This is a genomic window from Vibrio cyclitrophicus, from assembly GCA_023206055.1.
GTDB lineage: Bacteria > Pseudomonadota > Gammaproteobacteria > Enterobacterales > Vibrionaceae > Vibrio > Vibrio cyclitrophicus_A.
This window is the reverse complement of record CP065366.1, coordinates 2,618,706-2,642,566: the sequence shown is the minus strand read 5'-3', so window position 1 is coordinate 2,642,566 and position 23,861 is coordinate 2,618,706. Positions and strand designations below refer to the sequence as shown.

General features: G+C 44.3%; 18 protein-coding genes and 1 pseudogene. 9 read left to right on the top strand and 10 right to left on the bottom strand.

Annotated features, from left to right (window positions below; genetic code table 11):
* Positions 1-272 precede the first annotated feature (272 nt).
* Together ITG09_11535 and rlmA are read right to left on the bottom strand one after the other, a co-directional pair.
* On the bottom strand, positions 273-1,226 hold the full coding sequence (locus ITG09_11535) for a ChaN family lipoprotein (protein ID UPR51327.1): 954 nt from the start codon (positions 1,224-1,226) through the stop codon (positions 273-275).
* 75 nt (positions 1,227-1,301) lie between these two features.
* Positions 1,302-2,117 (bottom strand): 23S rRNA (guanine(745)-N(1))-methyltransferase, encoded by an 816-nt coding sequence (gene rlmA / locus ITG09_11530; protein ID UPR51326.1) that lies wholly within the window; start codon positions 2,115-2,117, stop codon positions 1,302-1,304.
* A gap of 204 nt (positions 2,118-2,321) precedes the next feature.
* On the opposite strand from rlmA, the gene ITG09_11525 reads away from it, so the two are divergent.
* Positions 2,322-3,296, top strand: coding sequence for a nucleoside hydrolase (locus ITG09_11525; protein UPR51325.1), 975 nt, complete (start codon positions 2,322-2,324; stop codon positions 3,294-3,296).
* A 92-nt stretch (positions 3,297-3,388) separates the two neighbouring features.
* Here the strand turns inward: ITG09_11525 and ITG09_11520 are convergent, their stop codons facing one another.
* Both ITG09_11520 and gap read right to left on the bottom strand, forming a co-directional pair.
* The gene (locus ITG09_11520) at positions 3,389-4,273 is read right to left on the bottom strand and encodes a D-hexose-6-phosphate mutarotase (protein UPR51324.1); all 885 of its coding nucleotides are present in this window, start codon (positions 4,271-4,273) and stop codon (positions 3,389-3,391) included.
* A 239-nt stretch (positions 4,274-4,512) separates the two neighbouring features.
* Positions 4,513-5,508, bottom strand: coding sequence for a type I glyceraldehyde-3-phosphate dehydrogenase (gene gap, locus ITG09_11515; protein ID UPR51323.1), 996 nt, complete (start codon positions 5,506-5,508; stop codon positions 4,513-4,515).
* 358 nt (positions 5,509-5,866) lie between these two features.
* Between gap and msrB the strand changes: the two genes are divergently transcribed.
* Positions 5,867-6,265, top strand: a complete 399-nt coding sequence (gene msrB, locus ITG09_11510) for a peptide-methionine (R)-S-oxide reductase MsrB (GenBank protein ID UPR51322.1) — start codon at positions 5,867-5,869, stop codon at positions 6,263-6,265.
* Positions 6,266-6,435: 170 nt separating this feature from the next.
* Here the strand turns inward: msrB and ITG09_11505 are convergent, their stop codons facing one another.
* The gene (locus ITG09_11505; protein ID UPR53632.1) at positions 6,436-7,242 is read right to left on the bottom strand and encodes a DUF2989 domain-containing protein; all 807 of its coding nucleotides are present in this window, start codon (positions 7,240-7,242) and stop codon (positions 6,436-6,438) included.
* A gap of 113 nt (positions 7,243-7,355) precedes the next feature.
* Here ITG09_11505 and ITG09_11500 point away from each other — a divergent pair, with 113 nt between their 5' ends.
* Positions 7,356-7,637: a DUF1315 family protein gene (locus ITG09_11500; protein UPR51321.1), complete on the top strand. Its 282-nt coding sequence runs from the start codon at positions 7,356-7,358 to the stop codon at positions 7,635-7,637.
* A 143-nt stretch (positions 7,638-7,780) separates the two neighbouring features.
* On the opposite strand, the gene ansA is transcribed toward ITG09_11500, so the two are convergent.
* Positions 7,781-8,797, bottom strand: coding sequence for an asparaginase (ansA, locus tag ITG09_11495; GenBank protein ID UPR51320.1), 1,017 nt, complete (start codon positions 8,795-8,797; stop codon positions 7,781-7,783).
* Positions 8,798-8,915: 118 nt separating this feature from the next.
* Positions 8,916-10,766, bottom strand: coding sequence for a signal peptide peptidase SppA (gene sppA / locus ITG09_11490; protein ID UPR51319.1), 1,851 nt, complete (start codon positions 10,764-10,766; stop codon positions 8,916-8,918).
* A 279-nt stretch (positions 10,767-11,045) separates the two neighbouring features.
* Here sppA and ITG09_11485 point away from each other — a divergent pair, with 279 nt between their 5' ends.
* The 3 genes from ITG09_11485 (at position 11,046) to ITG09_11475 (ending at position 15,904) form a co-directional block, all read left to right on the top strand.
* Positions 11,046-13,055: an NADPH-dependent 2,4-dienoyl-CoA reductase gene (locus ITG09_11485; protein UPR53631.1), complete on the top strand. Its 2,010-nt coding sequence runs from the start codon at positions 11,046-11,048 to the stop codon at positions 13,053-13,055.
* Between the two features lie 208 nt (positions 13,056-13,263).
* On the top strand, positions 13,264-13,812 hold the full coding sequence (locus ITG09_11480) for an NAD(P)H nitroreductase (protein UPR51318.1): 549 nt from the start codon (positions 13,264-13,266) through the stop codon (positions 13,810-13,812).
* 115 nt (positions 13,813-13,927) lie between these two features.
* Complete coding sequence (locus ITG09_11475; protein ID UPR51317.1) at positions 13,928-15,904, top strand: DNA topoisomerase III; 1,977 nt, start codon at positions 13,928-13,930, stop codon at positions 15,902-15,904.
* Between the two features lie 18 nt (positions 15,905-15,922).
* On the opposite strand, the gene ITG09_11470 is transcribed toward ITG09_11475, so the two are convergent.
* Positions 15,923-16,924: a DUF3080 domain-containing protein gene (locus tag ITG09_11470; GenBank protein UPR51316.1), complete on the bottom strand. Its 1,002-nt coding sequence runs from the start codon at positions 16,922-16,924 to the stop codon at positions 15,923-15,925.
* A gap of 7 nt (positions 16,925-16,931) precedes the next feature.
* Positions 16,932-17,618 (bottom strand): SDR family oxidoreductase, encoded by a 687-nt coding sequence (locus tag ITG09_11465; GenBank protein ID UPR51315.1) that lies wholly within the window; start codon positions 17,616-17,618, stop codon positions 16,932-16,934.
* Positions 17,619-17,879: 261 nt separating this feature from the next.
* On the opposite strand from ITG09_11465, the gene ITG09_11460 reads away from it, so the two are divergent.
* The gene (locus tag ITG09_11460; GenBank protein UPR51314.1) at positions 17,880-18,800 is read left to right on the top strand and encodes a histone deacetylase; all 921 of its coding nucleotides are present in this window, start codon (positions 17,880-17,882) and stop codon (positions 18,798-18,800) included.
* Between the two features lie 207 nt (positions 18,801-19,007).
* Positions 19,008-21,131: a methyl-accepting chemotaxis protein gene (locus ITG09_11455; GenBank protein ID UPR51313.1), complete on the top strand. Its 2,124-nt coding sequence runs from the start codon at positions 19,008-19,010 to the stop codon at positions 21,129-21,131.
* A gap of 1,197 nt (positions 21,132-22,328) precedes the next feature.
* On the opposite strand, the gene ITG09_11450 is transcribed toward ITG09_11455, so the two are convergent.
* The gene (locus ITG09_11450) at positions 22,329-23,249 is read right to left on the bottom strand and encodes an IS5 family transposase (GenBank protein ID UPR51312.1); all 921 of its coding nucleotides are present in this window, start codon (positions 23,247-23,249) and stop codon (positions 22,329-22,331) included.
* Between the two features lie 83 nt (positions 23,250-23,332).
* Between ITG09_11450 and ITG09_11445 the strand changes: the two are divergent.
* Positions 23,333-23,683: pseudogene (locus ITG09_11445) on the top strand (outer membrane beta-barrel protein).
* The last annotated feature ends 178 nt before the right edge of the window (positions 23,684-23,861 follow it).

Genomic DNA, 23,861 nt, shown 5'->3' with positions numbered 1-23,861 from the left:
CTCTCCTTACCTATCCTTAAATATAGTATCGGCAGAGGTGTGAAAAACTTGTGCAATTAATCATCGATAGTGATGTTTTTTTATTCGCACATTACATTTTCTTCTGCTTGGTTGAACAGTCTATTTGTTAAGCAAGTCTTGTGCCGATAAGAATGTTCGATTTTAGATAGAGTTAGGATGAATGGTGGGAACGTGATCAAGTTGTGACGATGGGCTAATTATCTAGTATTAGCCCATCGGCTCTTTAGCTTAGAAGAGTGGATCAACAGACCCTAGTCACACTCTAGGCTAGCGCTGCGTTTTGACAGGTGCTTGTATGCCTTCATTCGGTTCTCTTTTTGAACAAAGCGAGCGGGTGGAGAAAGCACTTTTAGTTGGTAGTCACTTGAGTTAGAAGACAATTCTGAAACAGGAGTAACAATAACCACTTTTAAATCTGGGTTACGACGTAAAATAGAAGCAGCAGTGCCTAAACCACCCTCGGTGTGGAACTTGCCAGCCACATGAATCACTTGTTTATCAGGGTTTGATGCTAGGTAATCTACAATCGACTCAGCCATGGTTTCGTCCCAGGTAACCTGAGCGGCAAACTGCTTTTCTGTTTGCTCTGGCGTACCGTGGTGCATAGAAGCCATGAACTTTTCTTTGTAAGGGCTATCGCCAGTATCCACTTCGGCGGCAATCCATTGGCGTTGCTCGGTCGATAATTGGTCTAAGTAAGGCAATCCTTTACGGCCAATACACTGCACAAATGGTTTTGGTGCGTTTGCCGCAATAACATCGACATCGTTGGTTTTTGCGAACTCAACTAATGCGCGGTAATCACTTTCATAGTTCGGCCAAGCTGCCGCTTGAGACATGAGAATTTGTTCGCCAATTTCACCGTTTAAGTATTGGTCAAGTGTGGCTTGGTGCTCTCGAGTGAACTGTTCCATTGAAAGCGCAATGTTGGATGTTGCGTTGCGGCGCGCTTTTAAGAAGTCGGTTTGGAATCGGTGAATAGCAGAATGCGTGTGCCATTCGCCAATAAGAACTACATCAGAGTCAATCAGCTGCTCGGGTAATGCATCGAGAGAAAGTGTTTCGCCTTGTGGAGAAGCGAACTGGTAGTCATAGAATGTGGAAACGGATTCCGTTTGAGCCACTTTTTGAGAAGTGTCTTTTGCAGGTGGATTAGCACAAGCCGTGAGAAGAGTAGCTAATCCGATAAGAATAATACGTTGCATGAAATGCCTCCTTGAAGAACACGCATACTAAAGGAGGCAAGATAAGATTTCAATGCAAACGATAATCAATATCAATTAAATTTGTTTGCGGTACACTCGCAGCATAAAGTCAGCTTCACAGTTGAATTGCTCTGCCTCGGTGAGTTGTTGTTTAAACTCTTCACTCGCCTTCCAAGCAAACGGCGTCATCTGTAGCAGGTCGAATGCATCTGACCCCGATAGTTCCATCATATAGTTTAGTTGCTCTTGATGCTCAAGCGTAAAACCTTCGATCATTTCTGGGTCTTCATCATGCAAGCGAACGCCATCATAAATTGCGTCACGCAGTTGATACAGGTGTCGACTAGCAGGCGTTACGGTGATCACCACACCATTGTCTTTGATGGTGCGTTGTAACTCTTCAGCCTTGCAAGGCGCATAAATGCGTAGAATGCCGTCTAAGCTGTTTTCAGCAAAGGGTAGGCGATGACTTGATGCAACTGAGAAGTCGACAGCAGGATAGCGTTTAGCGGCGTATTTGATAGCAATCTTAGAAATGTCTAGGCCAAAAGTCGCACCATTCTTCTCTTGAAGATTTACCGCAATTTCGTTGGTGTAATACCCTTCGCCACAGCCAATGTCTAACAGGCTAGGATCTGTGTCTGGCAGGTAGCTAGAACATAAGCCAACGACTGCTTGGCGCATTGGATCGTAATGGTTGCCTTCAAGGAAGCGACGACGTGCCTGCATCATCTCTTTGTTGTCACCTGGATCTTTTGAGCGTTTGTGGTGCGCTGGCATCAAATTGACATAGCCTTCTTTCGCTAGGTCGAACTGATGGTTCTTTTCACACTTAAACGTACGATCGTTTTGAGATAAAGGTTGGTGACACAAAGGGCATTGGTAAGTCATGACGATCTCAGAGGCATAGAGTTGGGCGCAGATTCTATCAAAAAGGTCTGCATCAGGCTAAATAAAAAGGCACGAATATCCGCTTCTAGAATAGTGAGCTTATAGCTTATTACAATAAAAATCAGAGCTTAGGTTTAGGTCACGTTTATCTGCGTTTTTTCTGGGTATCGTCTATGCCTTCCTACTGTTTAATTAGAAGCTGATATGACAAAGAAAATCATCCTAGATACAGACCCGGGCATCGATGATGCAATGGCTATCCTATTTGCAGAAGCTCACCCAGAGATTGAGCTGATGGGCATTACTACGGTTTATGGCAATGCAACGATAGACAACGGTACTCAGAATGCACTCTATTTAAAGCAGAAGTTTGGTATGAGAGCGACTGTGGCAAAGGGTACTGATAAGCCCTTGGTTAGAGATCCCGTTGGAGCTACGGTTGTGGTGCATGGCGAAACAGGGTTTGGTGATGTGAAAGTGCCAAGCTCGTTAAGTGTTTCAGCGATTGAAAAGCCAGCTTATCAGTTCATTATCGATAGTGTTCGAGCAGAACCTGGAGAGATCACTCTTCTGGCGGTTGGCCCTCTTACTAACCTTGCGCTTGCTCTGGAGGCGGCTCCTGAAATTGTCGACTTAGTAAAAGAAGTGGTCGTTATGGGCGGTGCGTTTGGTGAAAATGACCATAGAGGTAACGTGACGCCATTTGCTGAAGCGAATATCCATGATGACCCTCACGCTGCGGATAAGGTGTTTACGGCATCATGGCCAGTGGTGATCATTGGGCTAGATGTCACGGAGGAAAGCTTCTTTACCGGTCATTACCTTGATGAGTTGCGAGATGATGCTGGAGAGGTAGGGCAGTTTATCTGGGATGTTAGCCGTTACTACTTAAAGTTCTATTCTGAAAAGGTAGGAATGGAGGGGTGTCATGTTCACGATCCTTCAGCGATTGCTTATGTTATCCAACCATCTCTGTTTACCTGTCGTAGTGGCTCGGTCAGAGTAGTGACTGATGGCCCAGCTGAAGGTATGACAATTCAGAAAGCTGACCAACGTAAATATATGAATGATGAGTGGAGTTCATTCCCTGCACAAAAAGTCGGCGTTCAAGTAGACAGCAATGCTCTATTGTCACTCTATAGAGAAACGTTAGTTCACTATTCACAGCAGCAAAGCTAATTGATGGCCATCGTAGTGTTGTAAAAAATAGCTGTAAAAAAGGCCGGATAAACCGGCCTTTGAAGAATTTTTTGACTAAGTTACTGAGTAGCTTAGTTCGAAGAGATAACCGTAATCAGCTGATGGCTCTCACCTGGCTGTAACGTTTTGCCTGCTTCTAGGCTTGGTGCGTGCAGTGTTGATTCTACGCACATCATAGTTAAGTAACCGTCGTCTTGCATATCGCCCATACTGGTAGCACCTTCTGCCCACGGGTTCCACAGTACTGCAGAGTTATGGCCGTGGTTTTCAACTGTTAGTGTGCGATCCAGCTTCTTGTCAGCAACAAAGATTTGCGCTTCTGGTTGCGTGTAAACACGGTCAATAGTGTCAGTCAGTATCAGCTCAGCACCACCTTGGCAGATCTTGCCACCTTGCAGGCTATCAATGTACTCAGCACCCATACCTGTTGTGGTTGTGGTGTGGATATCGCCAACGTTTAGGTAAGTGTGCAGCGCTCCAGAGAAAGTCCATGGTTGTGAATCTGTGTTCTTCACATCTAATGTTACTTTCAGCTCATCGCTAATCTCAACATTTAGGCGTGCATCAAACTGATGAGGCCATACTGCCAACGTTTCTTCGCTTGGCTTCAGACCTAAGCTAACAATCACACCCGCTTCGCTTTCACGGTGCTCAAGCAATTGCCATTCACTTGAACGAGCAAAACCATGAGCAGGTGCTGCAATACGACCAAACCAAGGCCAACATACTGGAATACCACCACGCAGAGCCGTTTTACCATCGAATTTAGCTTGTTGGCTCATCCAAATCAGGTCTTCTTGACCTTGCGGTTGGAATGACACCACATGGCCGCCAAACAGTGAAATCGCTGCGTTTGCTTTATCGTGGATAACGCGAACCAATTTTACGCCTTCGTGTTCTACGATAGTCACGTTGTCAGAAAGTACAGTCAGTGTGGGTAGAGTAGATAAATCCATTACATGATCCTTCTAAGGAAATTGAATTCAAATGCTGACTAGAGTGATGCTTGTGATATGACGAGTAACAAGCTCAGACAGTATTAGAATTGAACTTCATTGTTTTTTAATCAACTTCATTCAAAAGACGCTCAAAATATAGCAGGTATTAAAAAGGCGACACTAAGGTCGCCTTTTTCAAAGTCTTTCTCAATGAAAGTCTTCGCTAATGCTTATCTAAAGCGATTTCTAAAAAGAAATTACTTAGAGATGTGAGCGATTAGGTCTAGAACTTTGTTTGAGTAACCGATTTCGTTGTCGTACCAAGATACAACTTTAACGAATTTGTCAGTTAGAGCAACACCAGCTTTAGCATCGAATACTGAAGTTTGAACTTCACCGATGAAATCTTGTGATACTACTTGGTCTTCAGTGTAACCAAGAACGCCAGCCATTTCGCCTTCAGAAGCTTCTTTCATTGCAGCACAAATTTCTTCGTAAGATGCAGCTTCTTTTAGGTTAACAGTTAGGTCAACTACAGATACGTTAGCAGTTGGTACACGGAAAGCCATACCAGTTAGAAGGCCGTTTAGTTCTGGAAGAACAACGCCTACAGCTTTAGCAGCACCAGTTGAAGATGGGATGATGTTTTGAGAAGCACCACGGCCACCGCGCCAGTCTTTAGCAGAAGGACCATCTACAGTTTTTTGAGTTGCTGTAGTAGCGTGAACTGTAGTCATAAGACCAGACTCAATGCCCCACTTATCGTTAAGTACTTTAGCGATAGGTGCAAGACAGTTAGTAGTACAAGAAGCGTTAGAAACGATGTCTTGACCAGCGTAAGATGCTTGGTTAACGCCCATTACGAACATTGGAGTTGCATCTTTAGAAGGACCAGTAAGAACTACTTTTTTAGCGCCAGCAGTGATGTGCTTACGTGCAGTCTCGTCAGTTAGGAAAAGACCAGTTGCTTCAGCAACTACGTCTACTTCGATAGCATCCCACTTAAGGTCTTCTGGGTTACGCTCAGCTGTAACACGTACAGTTTTACCGTTAACGATTAGGTTACCGCCTTCAACTTCAACAGTACCGTTGAAACGGCCGTGAGTTGAGTCGTACTTAAGCATGTATGCCATGTACTCTACGTCGATTAGATCGTTAATACCTACTACTTCGATGTCTGCACGCTCTTGAGCTGCGCGGAATACGAAACGGCCGATACGGCCAAAACCGTTAATACCTACTTTGATAGTCATTGTAGTTGCTCCACAACTTAATTTCTGATTAAAGATAACTGGTAGTAAAATTACAGAATCCAGTATACATCTGCAATAGATAATCCGACTTAACTTGTTTAATGTCAAAAAAAAGCGACGCTTTTCTTAACAATTGGGTGTAAGTGGTTGAAAATTGACCATTGCGAGTGGCTCTGTACCCTTCCAGTTGGGTAAAATACCCCTAAATGATGATTCACTTATGAGTGTATATGTACAATGTTTCCTGGTGAGAAAGTATGTGCTACAAAACGACTCATATGCAAGCCTTTATGGTAAAAAGTAAATATAATAAATGAGAATGTGGAGAGATATTAACGTGATTCAAAAGGAAGGAAATATGTTAAAGCCTGATGAATACTGGCGTGAGCGCCTATCAGATGATGAATTTGAAGTGTGTCGTCTACGTGGAACTGAAGCCCCTTATAGCGGTAAGTTGCTGCATAATCAGAAGACGGGTGTCTATAGCTGCACATGCTGTCAAAGCCCTTTGTTTCTGTCGGATAACAAATATGACTCTGGGTGTGGATGGCCTAGTTTTGATGCCCCAGTGAATGATGAAGCGGTACGCTATATAGAAGATCTAAGTCACGGAATGAAGCGTGTAGAGATCCGTTGTACTGCTTGTGATAGCCATTTAGGTCATGTTTTCCCTGATGGCCCGCAGACAACTGGCGAGCGCTTCTGTGTTAATTCGGTGTCGTTAATTTTCAACAAAAATGACAAAATTACGAAATAACTTGTAACTATTGTCTAATCCTTACAGATCGCATTTGCCGATTTAGGAATACTGAACGCCCAAGATTTCAGAATTAACTTTAGTACAAATAAAAACAGCTACCAGAAAGGTAGCTGTTTTTTTTAAGCTGATGAATAGGAAGCTTAGGTTAGAAATCAATAAGTGTTCGATCAGTAATTAGGGACGACCGAAGGGCTGTAAACACCATCTTCAATGGCTTCAACAATTTTGTCTGCGTCTTTATTTAACTGCTTGTACTTTGGGGCTTCGAAGTTGTAGAGAACAGCCAACTCCGCTTCAGAAGCAATCGGCACATCAAAGTCTTTGGCTACCATTGCCCATACGTACGCCTTTTCTCTATGGCCTAAGCTGTGATTGATACTGGCCATGGACTTAAATATCTCAGTATTAACAACCGAGTTATTCGACAATGTTAGCGCATTATTGAGTAGCTTTAATGTCTTTGCATGATCTCTCGTGGTATAGAAAGTCGCCAGAGCATATTGCATCTCTGCCGTATTTAATGCTTCAGTTCCTTCTAGCTGTAAGAAGCTACGTCTTGCATTAATATCACCAGTTTGTGACCACAAGAAGTAAAGCGTTTCCGGTGTATCGGATTTCGATAGCTCATCAACAATGCGCTCAGACTCTTCGATACTGTGCATTAAAGAGGTAAAGCGACGCTCTTGCAGCTTAGATTGGTCGATAGTTTCGATCTGCGCCGCGAGTTCTAGGCACTTTTTGTAGGCAGTGACTAATTCGAATTCTTTAATTTTGTTTATTTCGCTGGGTTGCTTCTGAACTTCAAATCGATGCCAGATAAGGTCGGTACGTGCGACACGACATTGCCCATCGTTCATATTCAATTGTTCACACTGAAGTCCAGGGTTGCTTTGACACAGTTGATCGGTATTTTTGTTCCCTTCAAGACACCCAACCAGAGTAAAAGGCAATAGGCTAATCGCCAACCATTTCATAATTTTCATATTCCTTCACTTGTGATCAAATGCACTTATTATCGGTCAGGTTCTTGACTCAATTCTGTTACGGGTTATTTTCTGGTGAAAATTGTTAAAACTAAGGCTTTACCATGGATGCAGAACAACTTCTTAGCGCAATGACACCCGAGGTCTACGAACGTTTAACCTACGCAGTTGAAACGGGTAAATGGCCAGAAGGTACGGCGCTCTCAAAAGAACAGCGCGACTCGTGTATGCAAGCGGTTATGTTATATCAATCTAAACATAACTCTGAAGCTCAACATATGACAATTGCAGCTGGTGGTGAGATTAGCTTTAAATCTAAGTCTGAACTAAAAAAACAGTTTAAGTCAGACCAAGAAGACATTGTTAGGGTTAACCCGAATCATTAAGCTTAAATTACAACAAAGGGGTGGCAATGTGCCACCCCTTTTAGTTTAACTCGTTTATTTATAAGCAATAAAACGATTTAGTTCACGTTAAGCCACCGTTACTTTCATCGAATAACTGGGGTTAACGTGAATCCTTGAACAGGTTATAAGCTCATCTCACCGCGCAACACTTGTAGCATCTGAGCCTTCACTTCTTCATAGCTTAGGTTTTGGCTTAATAAGTAGTGTAGCTTCGCCAACGCCGCTTCTGGCGTCATATCAAAGCCACTCACCACGCCAGCTTCTGCAAGTGCACATCCTGTTGCGTAACCGCCCATGTTGACTTTACCTGCCAAACATTGCGTTAGATTCACCACAATCACACCACGCTCTGACGCATCTTTCAGATGCTGAAGCAGCTCTGGGTTTTGGGGTGCGTTACCGACACCAAAAGTCAGTAGAATCATTGCGTTAACAGGCTGTAGCAGCGTATTGCGGATTACTTCATGTGAGATGCCTGGGTACATAGTGATTACGCCGATGGGTTGCGGAGTAATGTTATGAACCTTGAAAGCACCTTCAGGTTGTTCATTGACTTTTACGTTATTGCTAAGCTGGATATTAATACCTGCTTCAAGCAATGGATTTAGGTTTGGAGACGTAAACGCATTGAAGCCATCTGCATGCGATTTTGTACTGCGGTTACCGCGCATCAATTTGTTGTTGAAGAACAGGGTTACTTCATTGATAGGGTAGTTAGCCGCAAGGTGTAATGCATTCAACAGGTTTGCTTGTCCGTCTGAACGAAGTTCTGCTAGTGGGATCTGAGAGCCCGTAACAATCACAGGTTTGCCGAGGTTTTCAAGCATGAAAGACAGCGCAGAGGCGGTGTATGCCATAGTGTCTGTGCCATGCAGGATAACGAAACCATCGTACTTATCGTAGTTCGCGCGAATGTCATCAGCGATAGTTTGCCAATCAAGTGGCGTCATATCTGAGGAGTCCATTAAAGGAGAGTATTCGTGAATGGTGTATTCAGGCATCTCTGGGCGATGGAATTCAGGCATGCCAGCTAGTTGCTTATCCATGAAACCTGCGACTGGAACATAGCCGTGGTCAATAGACTTCTGCATGCCAATTGTGCCGCCGGTGTACGCGATATAGATGTGTTTTCTTTCCATGGCGATTAATACTTAGTGTGATGTAGGGAACAGGGGGGCGATTATAGCGAATTATCATGCAATAAAAAGAGGCGCCTAACACACAGGCGCCTCTTGGTTATTGAGTTATTGGTTTAACTTATTGAACTTGGCAGTTCAGGCAGAAAGCGTAACGGCCTTGTGGGTCGTTAAAGTTGCCTAATAGTTGGCTATCTTGAGCTAACTGCTGCGTAACAGGCTGTAAACTGCTTGGAATCATTGACTGAATATCTAGGCCAATCGACATCTGAACTTGGTTCATAAATTCTTGAATAAACTGTTCAGTTGCTGAAAGCGGCTTTTCTACCCAGTAAATGTTGTAGGTTTCAAGCTCTGCAAGTGAAGCCGCTGCTGCAATCGCATCGTCAAAGTCACCAATCTCATCGACTAAGCCTTTCTGCATCGCATCTTGACCTGTCCATACTCGGCCTTGAGCGATCTTGTCGACAGCATCGACTTCTAGGCCGCGATTTTCTCCAACTAGGCTGATGAATCGGCGGTATCCGTTTTCAATGCCCATTTGGAACGCGTCTTTCGCGCCATCGCTAAGTCCAGTTGTAATACCTAGGCCAGAGAAAGGAGACGTGCCCACGCCATCGGTGTAAACGCCAATATCGTTCAAGCCTTTCTCAAAGGTTGTGATAACACTGAAAATACCAATCGAGCCTGTTAGTGTGGTCGGTTGAGCCAAGATCTTGTCTGCGCCCATCGAGATCCAGTAACCACCAGAAGCCGCAAGGCTAGACATAGAAACCACTACAGGTTTACCCGCTTGCTTGATCGCTTCGATTTCATTGCGAATAACTTCAGAAGCAAAGGCACTGCCACCTGGGCTGTCTACACGAAGTACAACCGCTTTCACTTTGTCGTCATTCCGAGCTTGGCGAAGTAGGGCTGCAGTGGTATCACCACCAACAGTGCCGCGAGGTTGTTTGCCATCCATAATGGCACCGCTTGCCACAATCACAGCAACATCGTGTGATTCACTGTTCATGTCTGGAAGCATAGTTGTACGATATTCGTAGTAACCAAATGCGTTGTAGCTGTCTTGACCATCACTGCCGAACACATCTGCAAGCTCTAGTCGAACTTGTTGACGGGTTGCTAGCTCATCCACTAAGCCCAGTTTTTCGGCTAGTTTCGCGATATCACCATCAACGGACTCAAGCTCTTTCAAGAAAGTATCCATGCTTGGGTTCAGTGTTTTCGCGTCGATTTGGCGGTTGTGGCTCACATCATCAACGTAAGCACCCCATAGTTGCCCTAACCAACGAGAAGCCGATTCTTTTGCTGCGTCTGACATGTCATCACGAATGAAAGGTTCGATTGCAGACTTATAAGTACCTACACGGAATACATGGGTGTTCACGTCTAGTTTCTCTAATAAGGTTTTGTAGTAAAGCGAATAAGCGCTGTAGCCTTTAAGAAGCACACCACCATCCGGCGATAAGTAGACTTTGGTCGCGTAGCTGGCTAGGTAGTATTGGCTTTGATTGTAAAAATCACCCACCGCATAAATCGGCTTACCCGCTGCTTTGAACTCGTTCAGCGCTTTAGCAATGTAACGAAGCTTGGTCAGGTTAGTTTCTGGTAGCTCTTTAAGTGCTAATACAATGCCTGTTACGTTCTCGTCATCTTTGGCATAGCGAATAGTTTCAACGATATCAAACAGCACGTTCTCTTTCGGAAGGTCCTTGCCAAGCAGTGAACCTGTCAAGGAATCCATCGGGTTGATGTAGCGGCTTTGCTCTACAATCGGACCAGAAAGGTTAAGCACCAAAGCCGATTGCTGTGGAACAGTAGGCTGAGCCGTATCTGAGTGAAAGTACACAAAGTAGATTATGGCGATACTGAGTAAAAAGAAGAGGTTAACAAGCGCAAGACGCACAAACGTGATGAGCTTCCAAATCCCTTTAAAGATCATGCCTATAAATTTGAATATTTTTTTCATTCTGTCTCCGCAGTGAGATCACGTCGCTTTAACAAGCCGTAGTACCATTAATCTCAATAATATGAACTGCTTAGTATCCTACGATAATTCCCAAGCTCAAACTACACCAAGAATTGTTAATCGATATATATTCTCATTAAGTGTAGTCAAATTAAGGGGTTCTGAACGATTAATACGCTCTGCATTATGATCGGTGTTACAAAAATGTAAACGGTTGTTTGAACTTTTGGTAATTGAACTATACTGTGGTCAGACCACAAGGATAAAATAATAGAAGTGATGTCTGCCATGTACCCACATTTACTTGAACCACTCGATCTTGGATTTACTCAGTTACGTAACCGTGTATTGATGGGATCAATGCACACAGGTTTAGAAGAAAATAAAGAAGGCCTACACAAACTCGCCGCGTTTTATGAAGAGCGAGCAAAAGGAGGCGTTGGCCTTATTGTTACCGGTGGTTTCTCTCCTAATTTACGTGGCAGATTGACCCCATTCAGTGCTGAGTTCAGTAAAGTTAAGCACGCTAGAGCGCACCAAGTTGTTACAGAAGCCGTGCATAAGCATGGCGGTAAAATTGCCCTTCAGTTGCTGCATGCTGGCCGCTATGCAATGCACCCATTCGCGCAAAGTGCTTCTGGTATTAAAGCGCCAATCGCTAAGTTCGCACCGAGTGAGATGAGCCCTCGCCAAATCAAAAAGACCATTGGTGCTTTTGCCAACAGTGCTGAACTCGCTCAAGTCGCGGGCTATGATGGCATTGAGATCATGGGTTCTGAGGGGTACTTGATTAACCAATTCATCTGTAAGCGTACCAACATGCGTTACGACGAATGGGGTGGCTCTTACGAGAAGCGTATGCGTTTCCCGCTAGAGATTGTTAAATCGATTCGTGAAGCGGTGGGTAAAGATTTCATTATTATTTTCCGTTTGTCGATGCTGGATTTGGTTGAGCAAGGCAGCACGTTTGAAGATGTTGTTCTTTTGGCTCAGAAATTAGAAGAAGCGGGCGTGACTATCATCAATACCGGCATTGGTTGGCATGAAGCTCGTGTTCCGACTATCGCGACGCAAGTACCAAGAGGCGCATTCTCTTGGGTGACGGAAAAAGTGAAACCATACGTGTCGATCCCAGTGGTGACATGTAACCGAATTAACACGCCAGAAGAGGCAGAACGTATCCTCAGTTCAGGACAGGCCGACATGGTATCAATGGCTCGTCCATTCTTGGCTGACCCTGATTTCGTCAACAAAGCCGCTCAAGACCAAGCGCAGTTCATTAATACCTGTATCGGCTGTAACCAAGCTTGTCTTGATAACGTGTTTAAGGGTAAGCGAGCAAGTTGTTTGGTGAATCCACGTGCTTGTTACGAGACTGAAATTGTTGTTCAACCTGCGGATGCGACCAAAACTATTGCTGTTGTTGGTGCTGGGCCTGCTGGTTTAGCCTGCGCGACGACGTTAGCACAGCGTGGTCATAATGTTGACTTACTTGAAAAAAGTGACCGTATCGGTGGACAATTTAGATTGGCAATGCAGATCCCTGGTAAGGAAGAATTCAGAGAAACGATTCGTTACTTTGCTAATCAAATAGATGCATCAGGCGTGAACTTAAAACTGGATACTGAAGCGACGTTTGAAATGTTGTTGAAGTACGATGAAGTCGTGATGGCTGCCGGTGTTGAACCCCGAAAGCTTAATATTGAAGGGATTGACCAAGAAAACGTAGTCGATTATCAAACCTTGATTCGTGAAAAGACACCAGTAGGCGAAAAAGTTGCGATTGTTGGCGCTGGTGGTATAGGTATTGATGTGGCAACCATGCTAACCGAGCCTACTTCTCACAGTTTAGATGATTGGCTGCATGAGTGGGGCATCGATAAGAATATGGAACACCCAGGTGGGCTTTACCCTTACCCTGATTCGTTCAGCGATAAAACGGTTTGGGTGATGCAACGTAAAGCGGGTCGTGTTGGTAAAGGCCCGGGCAAAACTACTGGTTGGATTCATAAACGCACCCTAGAAAAACGCGGTGTAAACCTTTTAGGCGGCGTGAGCTACAACAAGATTGATGATAAAGGTCTGCATATTAGCGTTGGTAAGAAAGATCAGGTGCTCGATGCCGATTCGGTTATTGTATGTGCAGGTCAGGTGTCAGTTCGTCCGTTCGAAGATATGTGGCAAGAATTTGGTGGCAAGCTTCACGTGATCGGCGGTGCTGATTATGCCGGTGAACTGGATGCGGTACGAGCTATCCGTCAAGGTGTTGAGCTAGCTATTAAGTTATAGAATCAGCAATCAAGCTGTAATCTTATCAGTAGATATGTTTATCTAATCTATTGAGATAGATGTTTGAACAAGGCTCCTAAGTCATAGATTTAGGAGCCTTTATTGTTTCTAATCTAACCTAGATGGGCAGTGGTTGAGATTTATTATCGTTTGTATTCTGTGCTAAAGTTCAAGTATACAAATAATAAAGAAATAGTAAGGACTTCAAATGGATGCTTTGGATCTATTGCTCAACAGACGCTCTATCGCAAAACTCTCTGATCCGGCACCTGAAGGTGTGGCGTTAGAAAACATCATCAAAGCAGGGCTGCGTGCTCCAGACCACGGTGCACTAACACCATGGCGCTTTGTTATCGCACAAGGTTCAGGCCTACAAAAGCTTTCTGACATCTTGGTTCGTGCTGCTGAAGCGGATGAAAGCGAAGAAGCGGTGATCGAGAAAGTAAAAAAAGCGCCGTTCCGAGCTCCGATGGTGATCACCGTGATTGCAAAAGTGACTGAGCACGAGAAAGTACCAGCGATTGAACAACACCTTTCTGCAGGTTGCGCTGCGCAAGCAATGCAAATGGCAGCCGTCGCTCAAGGCTTCCAAGGTTTTTGGCGCTCAGGTAAATGGATGTTCCACCCAGAAGTACATCAAGCTTTCGGCCTAGAAGGCGACGATGAAATAGTTGGTTTCCTATATTTGGGTACTCCGGGCTGTACGCCAATGAAAGCGCCAGAACGTGACTTCTCAAAGTTCGTCGAGTTCTTGTAAAGAAAGCTGAAGCTTGAATAGTGGAATGCTAACTGTATAAACAACCAGTTTTTCTTGATTTATTAGGGCCACATTAGATAATGTGGCCCTAATTGTTTGTAGCATCTGGAAAAACATGTCTCGCCTTATTATTGCTGAAAAACCAAGCCTCGGCCGCGCGATCGCCGCCGCACTACCGAATCCACAGAAGAAAGACCAAGGGTTTATCAAATGTGGTAACGGGGATGTGGTGACTTGGTGTATTGGACACTTATTGGAGCAGGTTGAGCCAGACGCTTATGACGACCGTTATAAGAAATGGAACTTGGCCGATCTTCCTATCGTGCCAGAGCAATGGCAGCTAAGACCACGCAAGACTTCAAGCAAACAGCTCACGGTGATCCGAAAGCTATTGAAGGACGCCACTCAAATTGTTCACGCCGGAGACCCGGATAGAGAAGGGCAGTTGCTTGTTGATGAAGTGATCGATTACTGCAAAGTCTCTAAGGCTAAGAAAGAGTCGATGGACAGGCTACTGATCAGTGACTTGAACTTACCTGCCGTAACACGTGCGCTCTCTCAAATGCGCAGTAACCGCGACTTTATCCCACTGTCTATTTCTGCTCTAGCACGCTCTAGAGCCGATTGGCTGTATGGCATGAACATGACCCGAGCTTACACCTTGCTTGGTCAAAAGGCGGGTTACCAAGGCGTGTTGTCGGTAGGGCGAGTGCAGACGCCAGTGCTTGGCTTGGTGGTGAGACGTGATGAAGAGATCGAGAACTTCATCCCAAAAGATTACTTCACTCTGCACGCTTTGATCCCTTATCAAAACAACGGCCAGAACTTTGATATTCGAGCGCGTTGGAAACCAAGCGAAGCATGTAAACCATGGCAAGATGAAGAAGGCCGAGTGCTCAATCGAAAGCTGGTTGAGAACGTGGCTAACCGAATTGCGAATCAACCTGCAACCGTGACGGAATCAGAGCAGAAGCAAAGCAAACAAGCCGCGCCGCTTCCTTACTCGTTGTCAGCTTTACAGATTGATGCGTCTAAACGTTTTGGTATGAGTGCTCAGCAGGTGTTAGATACGTGTCAGTCGTTGTACGAGAAACACAAACTCATCACTTACCCACGTTCTGATAGCCGCTATTTACCGAAAGATCACTACTCACAACGAGAGTCGGTAGTAGATGCTATCGCTAACAATGCGAAAGAGCTGCAAAGTGGTGCTCAAGGTGCGGATCTTTCACTTAAATCAAAAGCATGGAACGACAGCAAGGTTGATGCTCACCACGCGATTATTCCTACTCCGAAGAAATCATCGGTGAATGGCTTGTCTGCCAATGAGATGAAAATCTATCAACAAATCGCCCGCCAATATCTAATGCAGTTCTACCCACCTGCGGTTTTTGCTGATGCCAAATTAGTATTTGATATCGCTGGTGGTGTGTTCATCGCAAAAGGGCGTCAGCTTATCAACCCGGGCTGGAAAGTGTTGATGGGGAAAACAGACACCGAAGAGAAAGGTGATGGAACTGATACGGTTCCACCGCTGGATAAAGGGACTGTGCTCACCTGTCGTGAGGGTGTGATTGGTGATAAAAAAACCGAGCCTCCAAAGCACTTCACAGAAGCGACACTGCTTCAAGCGATGACAGGTATCGCGCGTTTTGTTGCGAACAAAGACCTGAAAGCCATATTGAAAGAGACCGATGGCCTTGGAACAGAGGCGACTCGTGCAGGCATTCTAGATACTCTCTTTAAAAGGCAGCTACTAACGCGACAAGGTAAGAGCATACATAGTAGCCCTGCGGGGAGAGGTTTGATTAATGCCTTACCTGAGGACTCAACCTTTCCCGACATGACCGCTCACTGGGAGCACCAGTTGCAAGGTATGGCAGAACGAAATCAAGCATACCAACCTTTTATGCAAGCGCTGGAAAGCAAGATAGATGGTTTGATGGGCAAGGTAAAAACGGGAGAAGTTCCTGAATCACTCCGCCACCTTCCTAAAGTCGAAAGACCAGCGTTTAAACGTCGTAAAGGCGGTGGTGCGAAGAAGTCTTATGCCAAGAAAGGTACGTATGCTAAAAAGGGCACCAAAAGCTAAGACTTATTGAGGTTAGGATTAACGTCCGACCTTGCGGCCACAACGCTTAAACAGCTGTTGCCAATAGTCGACATGGCGACGAGTTGATGCTCGAAAAGCTTGATGTGCATCTTGGATGGGAAAGTAATAACTGTGGAGTTCAGGCTGCGCGTCAAACATCCCTAGTTGAGGGGCTAACTGCTGATAGTATCCATCTAGCTGCGCCATGTAGGGCTGCACCTTGTCAATATACTGTTGTTCGAACACATTGTTGAGATAACGAAACTTGGTTGTGTCTCGTTGCTTCCCACAGATGATGTTGGAATCAAAGGTGGTGAGTTGTTTGGTGATGGTATCGAGTTCAACTGAGGCTCGAGCGAGTGAGTAGTACAAATCGCCAAGCGTTGAACTCTTCTCCAGAACTTCTTGAACCTCAATAGTTTTGCCTGAAACGAGTGATGTGTTTAACGCTTGATTGATATGTTCTAGGGCGTCGCTTGTTTGTCTCACTTGATCGCCAATATCAGCACGTAACCACTGGCTACCCCGCATTTGCGACTGCATAGCATCACTGGCGTAGATGAGATTCCATTGATGTAGCGGAAACTGTGCGAGTTTCTGTTGCTCTATTTCTTTTAGTAATTCTACGATCTCTGTGTCTAACTCGTTATTAGCTAAACATTGCCCCACACCTTCCAATAGAGCGACCTGATAATCGTAATTGCGTAACTCGTCCGCGACTTTTCCTAGTACTGAGTTTCTTTCGGCAATTAGGTTGAACAATCCACATTGGCGAAGCTGATAGCTGTCGATGAGCCCGATAGAGAGCGGAGGTACATCCAGTAACAGCTCTCGCTTTCTCGGTAGGCTTTCAAACTCCCAGTTCTCTTTTATCTCGTCAGCGTCTTGTACTCTGGCTATTTTAGTTTGGTAGTCGTCAAACAAGTCTCCAGGGCCTTCCCCAAAACACCCACCGAGCACCACGGTTAACAGAACCAGTGGTGAACGCCGCAGTAAATTTGAAAGAAGGCGATGATTCATGGGGAGCCTACCAGTTTATCTCGGTGCCATCGAAATTGAAGAAGTGACCACTTACTTCGGTATTGGCAGATTCGATGACTTTGATAAGGCCAGATGCCGAAGTGTCGGTGTCGATGAGAGCGTTTGGCCCACCCATTTCGGTCTGTACCCAACCTGGGTGCAGGGCTAACACGGTAAAGCCATTATTGGTTAGGTCGTTGCTTAAACTCTTCACAACGGAGTTAAGAGCCGCTTTAGAGGAACGATAGATGTAGCCTCCCCCAGAAGTATTCTCTGTCATGCTGCCTACTCGAGAAGACAAGCAAGCGACTTTTTTCACGTCACTTTTTTCTAGAACAGGCAATAGCGCTTCGACAAGCTTCAATGGTGCAATCGTGTTGATTTCAAAAACACGTCGCCACTCTTCAACATCGGTATTACCTAGTCCGTAACCTTTTGGCCCATAGTAGCCAGCATTGTTAATCAAGATATCTATCGACGGAATTTGAGAGGGAAGTTGGCTCACCGTTTGGTAATCGGTTATTTCTAACTGAATGCAGGTTAGGTTGCTGTTGTGGTCTGCGAGTGAGAGCAGTTCTTTTGCCGAAGAGGCGTCACGGTAAGTAGCGTACACCTTGTGATTACCTTTCAAGTATTGTTGAGTCAAACTTAAGCCAATGCCGCGGTTCGCTCCAGTAATAAAAATAACGCTCATGGTGATTCCTTTTCAGTTCAATTAGTTAAGTTTGATGGCTTAACACGAGAAAATCAACGGTCCACCAACTGGCCATTAGCATTCCTACAAAAATCATTACTGCAGCCATCGAGCCGCAGATCACCCCAAGGATGAGTATTACGTTTTTCATTGTTGCCTCTGAAATGGATTAAAGGTAATGATAATTGTTATCATTAATTAAGGTTGTCGCCAAGTCTGAGGCTGTTATGATTTTGAGAAAGATACGCAATTAACTTGATTATGATTCCTTTAATTTACCACCCAATCTATTCGCAACTGCCTTTACCTGAAGGTCATCGTTATCCGATTAACAAATATCAGTTGTTACACAGTGCTGTTGAGGCGCTAATGGATAGCGAACCCTTGTGGAAGAGCAAGTTTGAAGTGTTCCAACCAGCGCCCGTTTCGGTTGAGCAAGTAAAACAGGTACACGATAGCGAGTATGTGGATTTGCTTGTTTCTGGAAACCTGCCTGCGGCAAAGATGAGGCGTATCGGCTTTCCGTGGAGTGAACAACTTATTGAAAGAACGCTCTATTCCAGCGGAGGAACTTGTTTGGCCGCAGAAATGGCGATAGAGAGTGGTTTAGCTATTCATTTGAGTGGTGGCTACCATCACGCGCATCATGATTTTGGTAGTGGATTTTGTTTGTTGAACGATTTGGTTTTAGCGGCAAAACACGCGCTGACCTTTGAACATATCGATAAAGTACTTATCGTCGACAGCGATGTTCATCATGGTGATGGCACAGCGACTCTTTGCCAAGATAGCGAAGAGATTATCACTCTGTCTTTCCACTGTGATAAAAATTTTCCTGCACGTAAACCGCTATCCGATTTAGATGTGCCGCTAAGTCGTGAAACCAAAGATGAAGAATTTTTGCGTTGTTTTGAACAAGTCACTAAGTTAGCGATTGCTCACCATCAGCCTGATCTGATTATTTACGATGCGGGGATCGATATCCATCAAGACGATGAACTGGGCTATTTAAATGTGTCTACAGATGGGATATTTGAACGCGACTGCTTGATGATTGGTTTAGCGAAATCAGAATCCATTCCGATGGCGTGTGTTGTTGGCGGTGGCTATCGAACACAGCATCAAGATCTGGTTCCTATTCACATGCAATTATTGAAAGCAGCTTATGAAATTTATGGTTAAACGCCCCCCAAAAACCTATTAAAGAAACCGGCTATCTAAAAATTCCTTGCACCATAATGGTTCGCGCCCGCACCAAAAAAGACATGGGATTGCACCAATATGGCTTAAATAAAGTACTTTCTTATTAGATAGTTACTTATTTTTGCGACTATTTATGGTCTATAAATTGCTTATTCTCTGTGTCTATAAAAAATACAAGGGATGTAAATGAACCTGACGGACAAGGAACGCAGTTGGCTTAATTGGTTTGGTGTGACAGGTAAACTGGCAATGCGAAGAGCCTGTTTTCTAAATCGAAGTAGAACAAGAGAGCTTGAGCAAGCATTTGAAAGCATCGCTCACACTCGCGTTAAACTGCTTCACAATTGGGTCAAGAATCAATGGGATTTCCTAGAGGACTCTGCTGTTTATTTAGCGAGTCGAAATGAAGAGCAAGCTGAGGATACGTTAGCGAGCCTGCTCAAACGCAGTTCGGATTTTTCTGAGTTAGCGATCATTGATGGCAAAGGCATCGCACAAGCTTCGAGTTTTCAAGAGCATGTGGGTGTTACTATCGGAGATAGAAAAGCAATATCAAATGCAAAGCAGCGCTATCTACACGGTCCGTATATGGACTCGCGCACTTTGAATGTAGGAGCATCGAGCTCTTCGTTTCATGACCAAGTCACATTGATGTTTTATGTGCCGTTCTCTCGAGACGATAACACACAGCAGTTCTTGTGTGGCAGAGTGCCCAATGATGTGATTAGCGATATCATTCAACGAGAAGCTGGGCATATTTACAGTGAGTCGGGTGATAACTATATCTTTATGGTGGACTCGATTCATGATCCACATATTCAGCCAGGTGTTGCTCTATCTCGCTCTCGTTTTGAAGATAACACTTTTTCTCATGGTGAGAATTTAAAGCAAGGAATCAGTACTGACTGGGGAACGGTCAAGATTAAACAACACACTGAGTTCGAAATTCGCTTTACCGATCCGGCCACTAATCAACTTCATCCAGGGGTTAGGGAAACCATTAAAAATGGCAGTAACCTGTTTGTTGGATACCCCGGTTATTCAGACTACCGTCATATACCGGTTATTGGAAAAGGGCTTATCTTTCAGCTAGACGGATCTCCAGACACCTTTGGGATGATGTGTGAATCTGATTTGGAAGAAGTCTATAGAGACCGAAGCTTGAGTTATACCCTATCTAAGCATTTTATCGGATGTATGTCGTTACCCATCTTTATTCCGTTATTGCTCTCCAACCTTTATTCACTTCCGCCTTACTTACAAAGTGGCCTTATGTTCGCTTGCGCAATAGTGAGCTTAGGCCTATTCAGATGGATCAGCGCCAAACCGTTAGCGAATAAAGTTCATGAGATGACAGGGGTTATGCAAACCTTAGCCGAAGGCGATGGCAACTTAAGTCGCAGACTCAACCCAACCACATTCAGTCATAATGAACTTGGTAATTTGGGGCGGTGGACTAACAGCTTCATAGATAATTTAGACAGTACGGTGAGTGACTTGATTCATGCGAGCCACGAAGTCAGAGAAGTCTCGGAATCGATGTTTCGTCGCAGTGTGGTAATGAACCAAACTAGCGACGAGGCATCACAGGCGTTAAGTAATATGCTGCAATTGAGTCAGTATCAACAGAGTGAAATTACTCATGCGAGTGTCTCGGCAACGCAAATGGATACGGTTATGAAGCAAGCCGTTCTTAATGCGGAGAAAGAATACAATCAATCGGTTGAAGGTATGGAGATTGTTCGGAATATCGTAGAAAGCTCGGCGAACAGTGTGAATGAGGTGAATAATGAAATGTCCAAAGTGTCTGACATTATAGACATCATTACTGACATTACCGCGCAGACTAATCTTTTAGCCTTGAATGCGGCCATCGAGTCGGCAAGAGCAGGTGAACACGGGAGAGGATTCTCTGTCGTCGCTTCTGAAGTCAGAACTCTGGCTGACCGCACCTCACAAGCCGCTAATCATATTAGTGACCTAATGAAAGAGCTGCATAGTAAGTCTCGTAGTGCTGTTGAGTCTATGGAGCGAGGCGTTGAGAATGTGAGTAAAGGAAACTTAACAGTAGACTCAAACGCTCGCAGTGAACAAATTCAAGCGGCGGTGAGTGATCTCTTCACGACAATGTCTAATCTAGATGAAAACAGTCAGAAAAATGGACAAACGGCAGATAAAGCCCAACGTTCAATATCTGACTTGCAACTGTCTACCAAGCAACTCGCACGTCGAGTTTCTTTGATGGGCAATGCACTGAGCCGTTTAGACCAATTGATAGGACGCTTTGAAGTGAGCCGAAAGGTGGCATAGTCGGAATTACGTAAGTCCTTTACGTAAACGCTAGATACAAAAAAGCCGCTGATTTCTCAGCGGCTTTCTTTAATGTGGTGGAGGGATAGGGATTTGAACCCTAGAAACTCCGATATTCATTCGTTAAATAACCTGATATCAATAACTTAATCATAACGCAGACTAGATTTGCTAATGATTGACTTACTAAATTGACTATAGTTTGTTATTCGTGAGTCCGTCAAGAAACGCTTCTAAAATATCCTATATTTGTTCACTTTAGACTAAAAATCACTCTCCCTCACAGGCCGCGTTTACACTAAATTATCTATAGTTGGAACTTGGTCAAACAGGCGCTTATTGGTGTGTAAGAGTTAATTTTTGATTTTATGAATCATGAGAGAGATCAGCAACACCAATGGATTGGATTAGTGGTTTTCTTAACAAAAGGGCTTTTCACTAACCAAAGCCTGAGAAAGTCACCCCGAAACTCTCATCTATACCATCAAGTCGAACAAAGCAATTCTCGACATTTTGTTGCATGCTATCCAGCGTTCTACGATACAAACAAGCAATCCTCCTTTGCTTCATATATGCCTCTCACGCAACCGCAACTCAGCGTAAGAAACTTTTGGACACAAGCGTGTTACGAAGACTGTTTGGGAAAAGATATGCTGGATTAGTTAATGTATTGCTGAGTCGGAGTTAACGCCAAATTCAGCTGCGCCGTAGGTGTCTGCTGGAATTTCTTGTTATAAGCGTATTTATAACTCTACTTTATTTCCGCACGACGTACAGATCATGGTGAATTCATCATGTTTTGTCATTATAGAGCTACACGTCGAACAAGTTCTATGGCCAATCATTGAAAATGATAAAAGACTACTTTTCAGTAAAGGTTCATAGTGATTGTTTATACGGTCAATTTCCGTTTTCATGTCATGGATTAGTTTTGGCTGTAGTTCGTGACGTTTAAAATGTTGGCGGAATTCTAGTTCAATCCATAATCTATTAATGTGCCAATCTATAAGCATATAAATATCCCACATAAAAAGCTCTTTCTGGGACATTGTTATTTCATCACCATTTATGACGGAATCTTTGAGTGAGGATGCAAAGATGTCTTCATCAGTATCAAAATGGGAACCTTCAGAATCAGCGAATGGCTTTGTTGCGTAATTAAATTTAGATATAGAGCCAACCCGTTTCGCGTGTTTCTTAGTCAATACGACAAGTTTTAGGCATACCTAACCTAGTAAGCTTGTTCAACGCTTTTATCATCGCGTAAGTTTCACCCACCTGGGCATTGTAATTTCTTAAGCTCAGTTTCCCTCCTAGCAACTGTTTAACTCGATACATCGCTGTTTCTGAGAGTGAACGTTTGTGGTATCCATACCGCTCTTTCCAATACTTATTTGAGCCGTATAATTTCTGGCAACCCACGGCGAGATTTCGAGGGTGACCACGCTCCCAGAAGGCTGCCCCTTCTCTTGGAGGAATAAGCGCAATAGCTCCCTTAATCTTAATAGCAGCGTGACACGCTCTCGTGTCGTAAGCGCCATCACCAGACACCTCAAGGATACTTCGGCGTGTTTGTTTCAGTAAGTTCGGGAGTACCTCTCCATCTGTAACCGTCGATAAACTTAGCTCGGCGGCAACGATCTCATGAGTGTTGGTATCGACGGCAATATGAAGCTTTCGCCAGACTCTACGCTTGCCATCCGTACCGTGTTTTTTGACTTTCCATTCACCTTCGCCATAAACCTTAAGGCCAGTAGCATCAATGGCTAGATGCTGTATCGCTCCTCTCGTTTTAGTCTTAAATGAAACCTCAACTTGCTTGGCTCTACGACTGATGCAGGTGTAATGCGGACAACTTAACGGTACATGGGCTAGCCTAAATATCGAGTCGATAAATCCTTGAAGCGCTCTCAATGGCATAGAAAAAACTCGTTTGACCATGAGTGCTGTCGTGATAGCTAAATCACTGAACCGACGCGGCCTCCCGCGCTTATTCTGTTTGCTTTGTGCCCACCCGCTTATTGCTTCTTCATCAATCCAAAAGGTCAGAGAACCACGGTTAATGAGTGATTGGTTGTATTGCTTCCAGTTGGTTGTTTTGTAACGAGGCTTAGGCATAGGACTACGAGAGAGAGTGGAGGTAGCTGATCAGATCGTAGGTTCTGGATTTAGTTCCATTGAATTACGCAACAAAGCCTGGTGACTACGATTCGAAAGTTGGTGACAAAGTGTTCTCTCCAACAGCATTGTCTGTTTCGGCTAATGTCGGTTACACATTTGATAATTCAATACGACCTTTCTTTGTTGCTGGACTTAGCTATGTTGACCTGAATTCTGGTAAGGGTAGTAATTACAAAATTGATGACGATTCTGGTGCCGGTTTCCATTTCGGAATTGGCGTTGAATATACTCCAATTGACAGGCTTACGTTACGTCTGATTTCACAGGCAGATGCCGTAAATATCGAATTCACTGATAATAACGGTAAAAGACTTAAAAGCAGAGACACAGCGTTTAGTACCGTTATGATAGGTGCTTCGTACGACTTCTAGAGGCTTTATATTTGAATTATAGAGATTCCCTAAACTCTAGTCATTAAGGCTTGGCGATGTATTGCTGTTCAGTTCGTTCTCAGCAATACATCGAAAGTGACAGACTATATCTATCTGCTCTTGTTTCAACATCGTCCACACTTCTCGTCCATGCAAACTTGGATGTAAACACCCTATG